Here is an 8,579-nt window from a genome sequence, read left to right as displayed (position 1 = left end):
GCGGACGGCCGGCGCGCCGGGCCCGGCGGCATCCGGCAGGCAACCGAGCGGAGAGGCGAGATGGGAAGACTCAGGATCATCAACGGCGACGAGGTCCGGCGGCTGCTGACCGTCGAGGACGTCCGTCCCGCCCTGGCCGACGCGATGGCGCGGTTCAGCGGCGGCGAGACCTACCAGCACCCCCGCATCACCGTCGACCCTCCCCAGTTCGACGGCATGGCGCTGCTGATGCCCGCCGCGTCCGCCGGCGGCCGGACGCTGGGGTTCAAGCTCCTCAGCATGTTCGACCGCAGCGTCGAACGCGGCCTGCCCAGCGTCCAGGGCCTGGTCATCCTGCTCGACGCCGTGTACGGGGAACCTCTGGCGATCATCGACGGGACGGTGGTGACGGAGATCCGCACCGCCGCGGTCACCGCCGAGGCCACCGACCGGCTGGCCCGCGCCGACGCCGTGACCATGGGGGTCATCGGGGCCGGGGTGCAGGCCCGCGGACATCTCGAGGCCCTGGCGGAGGTACGGCCGTGGAAGACGGTCCGGCTGTGGAGCCGGACCGCCGAACGCGCCCGGCTGCTCGCCGAATGGGGACGGGACCGGGGGATCCCGGTGCAGGTCGTGGACTCGGCACGGGAGGCCGCCGCCGACGCCGACGTCGTGTGCACCGCCACCTCGGACTGCTCGCCCGTCCTGGCCGACGGCGACGTCGCCGAGAACGGCGCGCACATCAACGCGATCGGCGCGTTCGGCCCCGAATGCCGGGAGCTGCCGACCGAGCTGGTCGCCCGGTCCACCATCGTCGTCGACAGCCGCGAGGCGGTGCTGCGCGAGTCCGGCGACCTGCTGATCCCCATGCGGGAGGGCGCGATCGGGGAGTCGGCGATCGCCGCCGAGCTGGGCGAGGTCATCGCCGGCCGCCATCCCGGCCGGACCGGCGACGGGGAGACGACCCTGTTCGAGACGCTCGGCCTGCCCATCCAGGACGTCGTCGCCTGCGACCTGGTCTACGAACGCGCCGTCGAACGGGGCGTCGGCCAGGAGATCGCCTTCCCATGACGCGGGAGGCCGCCCGGGGCCGGGCCTTCCGCGGGCTGGCCGGCCCGGCGCCCGGCGGCCGGCCGCGGCTGTTCTGCGTGCCCTACGCGGGCGGGGGCGAGAACGCCTTCGACAGCTGGACGCCGCTGGTCGCCGGCCACTTCGACGTGCACGTCGCGCGGCTTCCCGGGCGCGGGGGCCGCTTCGGCGAGCCGTTCCCGGAGAGCCTGCGCGCCCTCGTCCGGGACCTCGCCGCGGAGATGGCGCCCCACCTGGGGGAGGAGGCGATCCTCTTCGGGCACAGCATGGGCGCGACGATCGCGCTGGAACTGGCCAGGGAACTGAGGTACGCCCACGGCGCCCGCCTCGGCCGCCTGGTCGTCTCGGGCCGCCCCGCCCCCGGAACCCGCCGCCGGCGGCTGCACGAGCTGGACGACGAGGAGCTGGCCGCCGTCATGCGCGCGCTCGGCGGCACCCATCCCGAGGTGCTGGGGCAACCCGAGCTGTGGGAGGTGCTGGCCCCGATCCTGCGCGGCGACCTGCGGCTGATCGAGACCCACGAGGTCGCCGAGGGCCCGCCGCTGGACTGCCCGGTGGCCGCCTACGGCGCGGTGCACGACCCCGACACCACGCCGCCGCTCCTGGAGGGCTGGGCGCGGGTCGGCACCGGCCCGTTCAGCACGCGGATCTTCCCCGGCGGCCACTTCTACTTCAGGACCCATCCCGAGGCGCTGGCGACCGAGCTGCTGACCCGGTTCGCCCCGCGCCCTTCCTGAGACGGTTCCCGACGACACGAGCATCCGACGCGCCCCCGGGCGCGGGGAGGTGGACATGGCACTCCCGGTTCGCCCGCTGGGCCGTTCCGGCATGCGGATCACCCCGGTGGGACTGGGCACCTGGGCCTTCGGCGGCAGCGGCTGGCCCCAGTCGTGGGGCCGCCAGGAGGACGCGGACTCCATCGCGACGATCAGGCACGCCGTCGACCAGGGGATCAACTGGATCGACACGGCCCCCGTGTACGGCTTCGGGCACGCCGAGAAGGTGGTGGGCCGGGCCCTGGCGGGCCTTCCCGAGAACGACCGGCCCTACGTCTTCACCAAGTGCGGTGTCGTGTGGGACGGCCGGGCCGGCGCCGAACCGCTGGTGGGGAACCCGCGCAGCATCCGGCGGGAGGTCGAGGACTCGCTGCGCAGGCTCGGGGTCGACCGCATCGACCTGTGCCAGATGCACTGGCCCGCCCGCGACGGCACCCGGCTGGAGGAGTACTGGCGGACGCTGGCCGACCTGCGCGCCGAGGGGAAGATCCGCGCCGCCGGGGTGTCCAACCACACCGCCGCCCACCTGGAGTCCATGGAGGCGATCGGGCACGTCGACTCGCTCCAGCCGGCCTTCTCCCTGCTGCGCCGCCAGTCCGCCGCCGACATCGCCTGGTGCGCGGGCAACGGCACCGGCGTCATCGTCTACAGCCCGCTGCAGTCGGGGCTGCTGTCGGGCCGGTTCAGCCCGGAACGGGCCGCGTCCCTCACCGCCGAGGACTGGCGCTCCCGGGACCCCGACTTCCGGATGCCGCGCCTGGCCCGCAACCTGGCCCTGGTCGACGCGCTCCGGCCGATCGCGCGCCGCCGCGGGGCCGGGCTCGCCGCGGTGGCGGTCGCCTGGACGCTGGCGTGGCCCGGCACCACCGGGGCGATCGTCGGCGCGCGCCGTCCGGGCCAGCTCGCCGACTGGCTGCCGGCCGCGACGCTGCGGCTGGACGATGAGGAGCTCACCGAGATCGCCGCGGCGATCGACCGTACCGGCGCGGGCGAGGGACCGGTCCGCCCGCACGGCACGCCACGTCCCTCCGGCCGGTGATAGCGCCTCGATAGCGGCACGACATGCGTACTCGGAAATATGGACGTGGTGACGTTATTCGCGGGATGAGCGAAGCGACCGCTGCGATCACGGAATCGCGGTCCGCCGAGTGCCCGGATGGCCTCTCGACGGCAGCGGAGAGCGATCTGCCCCGCCATGCCTGGGAGGGCCGAGAATGACTTTGCGCGTGGTGGCCGTCGCGCCTCCCGGAATGCCGGAGGGCGGCCTCGGGGAACACACCCTGAAAAGCGTCGACCCCGCGAGTCTCTTCAACGCCTGCCGGGTCGCCGCGGAACGCGCCGAACGGGGAATCGGGGCATGGGCCGATTCCAATTGGGCGGTGTCGCGGCACGCGCGCCGGGAATGCCTGCTCCTCATGCACAGCCTGCGCGAGGACCTTCCCGCGTTCGAGTCGCTGCTGGAACGGGAGCGGCCCGATCTGCTGCTGATCGGGGCGATGACCGTCTGCCTGCCGGGCGCCGTGGCGTGCGCGGCCCGCGCCAAGGAGATCCTCGGCCCGGAGGTCGTGGTCGTGCTCGGCGGCCGGCACCCGTCGGAGTCGATCTACCCGGTGCAGGGCGCGGTCGCCCATCACCCGTCCTCGCCCGTCCGGCTCATGGCCGAGGGGTACGTCCCGCCGGTGTTCGACCTGGTGGTCTCCGGGGAGGCCGAGCACCTGATCGCCGAGCTGGGCGAGGTGCTCGCCGCGCCGGACGGCGGGGGCACGGCCCGGGACCGCCTGGCCGGCGGCCTCGACCGGCTCGCCCGCGCCCCCGGGCGCTGGATCGCCAGCCGCCACGACGGGGGGCGGATCGAGAACCTCGCCGGCGGCGGCCCCGACCTGGCCCGCGACCTGCTGCCCCCGCCCGCCGCGCTCTTCGGGGTCCGCACCGCGTTCGACGTGTTCGGCGGCCGGCTGACCGGGCACGTGTTCAGCGACGCGGGGAACGGCTGCGTGTTCGACTGCGACTTCTGCAGCGAACGCCGGTCGGTCACCGGCGGGCTGGCGCAGCCCTCCACCGGCGCCGACCGGCTGATGCGGCAGCTGCGCGCCGTCGCCGACGTCGTCGCGGAGGACGCCCCGCACCGCGGCGCCAGCGCGTTCGTGGAGGACTCGACCCTGCTCGGCGGCGCCCCCCGGCAGATCGAGCGGCTGGTGCGGATGCTGGCCGCCGCCGACCTGGACCTGCGCTTCGGCGGGCAGCTGACGATCGACCAGATCTCCCGCCGGATGGACCTGGTCAAGAGCCTGGCCGGGGTCGGGCTCGATTATGTCTTCATCGGGGTGGAGACGCTCGACCCCGCCCTTATCGGCGGGATGAACAAGGACCGGCGCGCCCAGGTGGGGCACTGGATGGGACGTACCGAGAATGCCATCGCCGCGCTCGCCGACAACGGCGTTCGTTCGGGCGCCGCCGTCCTGTTCGGATTGGGCGAGCGGCAGGAGCACCGATTGGCGTTGCTGGAAGAACTCGCCCGCTGGCGGCGGATTCATGGGTCGCCCGACCCGATAAGCCTCAACTGGGCGACGCAGCATCCGCTGCGCGACCCTGCGGTAGGGTACCGCTACCACGAATGGTCGGTGCCGGCCGGAGAATGGACGCGTGCTTTCGCCGATTTCGGTGAGGCGTCGGTCAATTATCCGCTCCGCGGAGTCGCGCCCCCGGTCCTGGGTGAGGTCCGGGAGGTCCGCGCCGCGTTCCAGGAGCTGCTGGTCACCGGCGAGCGGGCGACGGTGAACCGGTGAACGGGCGGTGACGGATGGGCCAGGACCTCATGATCACGATCGACCCCGCGCTGCGGGCGGCGGCGCCCCGGCTGCGGCTGGGGGTGATCACCGGACGGGTCGGTGCGGCGGCGCCCGCTGCCTCCTCCGGGAACGCGGCCGGGAACGCGTCCGGGGCACCGCCCGGGGACTCCTCGGGGGACCGGCCGGGCGGAGCGTCCGCCGGGGCGCTCGACGCCGCGGTCGAACGGGAGGTCGCCCGGGTGACCGCCGAGCTGGAGCTGGGCGAGGTCGCCGCCGCCCCCGAGCCGGCCGCGCTGCGCCGCGCCTACCGTGCCCTCGGCCGCGACCCGCAGCGCTACCGCGGTTCGGCCGAGGCCCTGCTGCGCCGGGTGCTGCGCGGCCAGGGGCTCTACCGGATCAACCCGGTCGTCGACGTCAACAACCTCGTCTCCCTCCGTTCCACCTGCGCGGTCGGCACCTACGACCTGGACGCGGTCGAGGGGGACGTCACCTTCCGGCCCGGCGGCGAGGAGTCCTACCAGGCGATCGGCAAGGGCGCGCTGAAACTGGCCGGGCTGCCCGTCTTCGCCGACGCGCGCGGCCCGTTCGGATCTCCGACCAGCGACTCCGAGCGCACGATGATCCGGCCCGGGACCGAACGGATCGTGATGGTCGTCATCGCGTTCGCGGGCGGCGACCCGTGGCCGCGGTGGCGGGACTTCGCGGTGGCGGCCCTGCGGGAGTTCGCCGGCGGGCGCGACCTGGAGACCTCCCTGGTGACCTGACGGCGGCGACGAGCGACGAGGGAGCTGGACGCATGACCCATGACTTCTACGCCGGAGGCGCGGGCGACAGGCTGGTCGACCCTGACCTGTACCCACCGCGCATCCACGAGCTCGTCGGCGAGGAGGCCGCCCTGCTCGACGCGCTGCCGCCCGGTCTCGGCCGCCTGGTCGAGGTGGGCAGCATGGAGGGGCTCCACCTCGACTGGGCCGTGGCCCGCCGCACCGGCTACCTCGGCCTGGACATCGTCGAACGCTACGTCCGGGCGGGGCGGCGCCGGATCGCCGATCTGGGACTGCCGCCCGCCCGCTACGGCTTCCGGCTCTGCGGCGCCGAGCACATCGCCCGGCTCGGCCTGTCGTCCGAAGGCGGCGATCTGGCGTTCTTCCCGTTCAACAGCTTCGGCAACATCACCGACCTGGCGGGCGCGGTGAACGGCCTGGCCGCCGCCCGCCTGCCGTTCGTCATCAGCTCCTACCAGGTGTCGGCGGAGGCGACCCGGCACCGCGAGGAGTACTACCGGGCCTGCCGCTACCGGGACGTCGCCGTCGAACGGGACGACCGCGGCGTGCGGTTCACCTCGCCGGACGGGCTCGACACCATCGCCTACGACCCGGGGTTCCTGGTGGAGGTCTTCGCAGCCCGCGGGGTCGAGGTGCGGCCCGTGGAGTTCGCGGAGATCGGGCTGGCGTACTGCACCCCCGGCCTCGCCGAGCCCCTGCGGGCCGCCGCCGGCCTGCCGGAGAGCACCGTCCGGACCGGTCCCTCCCACGAGGCATGAACCTCCTCGTCACCGGCGCGGCCGGCTTCATCGGCTCCACCTACGTGCGGGGGCTGCTCGCTCCGGAGGCCGCCCGCGCGCCCGGCGCCCCCTCCAGGATCATCGTGCTGGACAAGCTCACCTACGCCGGGACCCTCGGCAACCTCGACCTCACCCACCCCCGGCTGGAGTTCGTCCGGGGCGACATCTGCGACGCCGGTCTCGTCGACCGGGTGATGGCCCGGGCCGACCAGGTGGTGCACTTCGCCGCCGAGTCCCACGTCGACCGTTCCATCGCGGGCGGCGACGCCTTCGTGCGCACCAACGTGGTGGGCACGCAGCGCCTGCTGGACGCGGCGCTGCGGCACGGCACGGCGCCGTTCGTGCACGTCTCGACCGACGAGGTGTACGGATCGATCGACGGCGGCGCCTGGCCCGAGGACCACCCGCTGGCCCCCACCTCCCCGTACGCGGCGTCCAAGGCGTCCTCGGACCTGCTCGCCCTGGCCTGCCACCGCACCCACGGGCTCGACGTCCGGATCAGCCGGTCCTCCAACAACTACGGCCCCCGGCAGTTCCCGGAGAAGCTCATCCCGCTGTTCGTCACCAACCTGCTGGACGGCGCGAAGGTGCCGGTGTACGGCGACGGGCTGAACGTGCGCGACTGGCTCCACGTCGAGGACCACTGCCGCGGGGTCGACCTGGTGCGGACCCGCGGACGTGCCGGTGAGGTCTACAACATCGGCGGCGGCGTCGAGCTGACCAACCTGGACCTCACCCGGCGGCTCCTCGACCTGTGCGGGGCGGATGAGAGCAGCGTCGAGTTCGTCCGGGACCGCGCGGGGCACGACCTGCGCTACCGGGTCGACTGGAGCAAGGCCGCCGCCGAACTCGGCTACCGGCCCCGCCAGGACTTCGAGCGGGGGCTGGCCGCGACCGTCGCCTGGTACCGCCGCAACCGCTACTGGTGGGAGCCGCTCAAGCGGCGCGCCGCCCTGGCCGGCGACCTCTCCCAGCCGGTCCCGGGCTGAGGAGGCGGGTCGCCGTCCGGCGGCGGCGCCGTCAGCGGGGGCGGTTCTCCTCGGTCAGCCGCTCCAGCAGCGGGACGATGTCCGCGGGGGTGGGCCGGCCGAGAAGCTCGGTGCGCAGGCGGGCCGCGTTCGCGGCGAACGACGGCTCCTCCAGCACCCGCACCAGCATGTCCCGTACGCCGGCCGCGGTCAGGCCCTCCGGGGCGCGGGCCAGCCCGGCACCGGTCTGGTGAAGCTTGTCCGCCTTCGGAATGTTGTCCCAGAGGTCGGTGGGGATCACGATCTGCGGCACGCCGTGGACGAGCGCGCTCTGCAGGGTGCCGAAGCCGCCGTGGTGGATGATCGCCGAGCAGGTGGGGAGCAGCTCGTTGAGCGGGACGAACCCGGCCGTGCGCACGTTGCCGGGCACGTGCCGGACGTCGGCGAGCTGGTCCTCGTTGAGCGTGGCCACCACTTCCACGTCCAGCTCCGCCACCGCCTCCAGCAGGTCGCCCACCGACACCTGGTCCTCGCCCACGATCTCGCGGAGCGAGACCCCGAGCGTGAGGCAGACGCGGGGGCGCTTGGGCGGTTCGCGGAGCCAGCCGGGGACGGTGGCCGGTCCGTTGTAGGGGACGTGCCGCACCGGCACGTACTGCAGGTCGACCGGGAGCCGCATCGAGGCCGGCATCGGGTCGATGGTCCACTGCCCGACGACCATCTCCTCGTCGAACGGGCCGCAGCCGAACCGGTCCAGGGTCCAGCCGAGCCATTCCTCCAGCGGATCCTCGCGCAGTTCCGGCGGGCGGCTCTCCAGCGCCGGGCGGTACTCCTGCCGCAGCGCGCCGACCAGGTCGAGCCCGACCAGCAGCCGGGCGTGCGCGGCACCGCTCGCCCGCGCCGCCACCGCGCCGCCGAACGTGACCGTGTCCCAGACGACCAGGTCGGGACGCCAGTCACGGGCGAAGTCGACGAGGTCGTCCACCATCGACACGGGGGAGTAGTACTGGAAGAGCAGCGAGGTCCAGCCGATCAGCGTGTCCCGCATGTAGTCGGGGGTGAGCCTCTCGGGACGCACCTCACCGATCCGCAGCTCCTTCGTCCACGACCCCCACGTGAGCATCCGCTCGCGGCGCCCGGCCCGTTCCTCCCGCTCCATGAAGGCGGCCATCTTGGTCTCGCGGTCCAGCAACGCGCCGACCGGCACGGCGGTCAGCCCGGACCGGGTGATGTCGTCGGTCAGATCGGGCGGGGCCGCCACGCGCACCTCATGCCCGGCCGACCGCAGCGCCCACGCCACCGGGGTCTGCACGAACGCGTGGGCCTTGGCGCCGACCGATGTGAACAGGATTCGCATGAGGGACGTCTCTCCAATGCGGGAGCCCTTCCGGATGGCATCGTCACGCTAACCCGG

8 protein-coding genes are annotated in these 8,579 nt (G+C 73.9%); 7 read left to right on the top strand and 1 reads right to left on the bottom strand.

Features of this window, described 5'->3' with window-relative positions; translation table 11 throughout:
• The first annotated feature begins 60 nt into the window (after positions 1-60).
• The 7 genes from IW256_RS23370 (at position 61) to rfbB (ending at position 7,186) form a co-directional block, all read left to right on the top strand.
• Positions 61-1,050: an ornithine cyclodeaminase family protein gene (locus tag IW256_RS23370; protein ID WP_197013013.1), complete on the top strand. Its 990-nt coding sequence runs from the start codon at positions 61-63 to the stop codon at positions 1,048-1,050.
• A complete protein-coding gene (locus IW256_RS23365; RefSeq protein ID WP_197013012.1) occupies positions 1,047-1,805 on the top strand; it encodes a thioesterase II family protein in 759 nt (252 codons plus the stop codon). The genes IW256_RS23370 and IW256_RS23365 overlap by 4 nt, the downstream gene beginning before the upstream one ends.
• A 55-nt stretch (positions 1,806-1,860) precedes the next feature.
• Complete coding sequence (locus IW256_RS23360) at positions 1,861-2,883, top strand: aldo/keto reductase (protein WP_231403900.1); 1,023 nt, start codon at positions 1,861-1,863, stop codon at positions 2,881-2,883.
• A 175-nt stretch (positions 2,884-3,058) separates the two neighbouring features.
• Positions 3,059-4,630 carry a B12-binding domain/radical SAM domain-containing protein gene (locus IW256_RS23355; protein ID WP_197013011.1) on the top strand — a complete coding sequence of 524 codons (1,572 nt, stop codon included), beginning with the start codon at positions 3,059-3,061 and terminating at the stop codon, positions 4,628-4,630.
• 14 nt (positions 4,631-4,644) lie between these two features.
• The gene (locus IW256_RS23350; protein WP_197013010.1) at positions 4,645-5,397 is read left to right on the top strand and encodes a B3/B4 domain-containing protein; all 753 of its coding nucleotides are present in this window, start codon (positions 4,645-4,647) and stop codon (positions 5,395-5,397) included.
• A 32-nt stretch (positions 5,398-5,429) separates the two neighbouring features.
• Complete coding sequence (locus IW256_RS23345) at positions 5,430-6,176, top strand: hypothetical protein (protein ID WP_197013009.1); 747 nt, start codon at positions 5,430-5,432, stop codon at positions 6,174-6,176.
• Positions 6,173-7,186 (top strand): dTDP-glucose 4,6-dehydratase, encoded by a 1,014-nt coding sequence (gene rfbB / locus IW256_RS23340; protein ID WP_197013008.1) that lies wholly within the window; start codon positions 6,173-6,175, stop codon positions 7,184-7,186. The genes IW256_RS23345 and rfbB overlap by 4 nt, the downstream gene beginning before the upstream one ends.
• A 31-nt stretch (positions 7,187-7,217) precedes the next feature.
• Here rfbB and IW256_RS23335 read toward each other — a convergent pair whose 3' ends face one another.
• Positions 7,218-8,522 carry an activator-dependent family glycosyltransferase gene (locus IW256_RS23335; RefSeq protein ID WP_197013007.1) on the bottom strand — a complete coding sequence of 435 codons (1,305 nt, stop codon included), beginning with the start codon at positions 8,520-8,522 and terminating at the stop codon, positions 7,218-7,220.
• Between the last annotated feature and the right edge of the window lie 57 nt (positions 8,523-8,579).

The sequence above is a fragment of the Actinomadura viridis genome, assembly GCF_015751755.1.
GTDB lineage: Bacteria > Actinomycetota > Actinomycetes > Streptosporangiales > Streptosporangiaceae > Spirillospora > Spirillospora viridis.
This window is presented reverse-complemented; position numbering and strand designations above follow the sequence as displayed.

Excerpts from the sequence above, each read along its gene's own strand:
- IW256_RS23345 (WP_197013009.1), top strand. The coding sequence starts at position 5,430 with ATGACCCATGACTTCTACGCCGGAGGCGCGGGCGACAGGCTGGTCGAC.
- IW256_RS23360 (WP_231403900.1), top strand. The coding sequence starts at position 1,861 with ATGGCACTCCCGGTTCGCCCGCTGGGCCGTTCCGGCATGCGGATCACC.
- IW256_RS23350 (WP_197013010.1), top strand. The coding sequence starts at position 4,645 with ATGGGCCAGGACCTCATGATCACGATCGACCCCGCGCTGCGGGCGGCG.
- IW256_RS23335 (WP_197013007.1), bottom strand. The coding sequence starts at position 8,522 with ATGCGAATCCTGTTCACATCGGTCGGCGCCAAGGCCCACGCGTTCGTG.
- IW256_RS23355 (WP_197013011.1), top strand. The coding sequence starts at position 3,059 with ATGACTTTGCGCGTGGTGGCCGTCGCGCCTCCCGGAATGCCGGAGGGC.
- rfbB (WP_197013008.1), top strand. The coding sequence starts at position 6,173 with ATGAACCTCCTCGTCACCGGCGCGGCCGGCTTCATCGGCTCCACCTAC.
- IW256_RS23370 (WP_197013013.1), top strand. The coding sequence starts at position 61 with ATGGGAAGACTCAGGATCATCAACGGCGACGAGGTCCGGCGGCTGCTG.
- IW256_RS23365 (WP_197013012.1), top strand. The coding sequence starts at position 1,047 with ATGACGCGGGAGGCCGCCCGGGGCCGGGCCTTCCGCGGGCTGGCCGGC.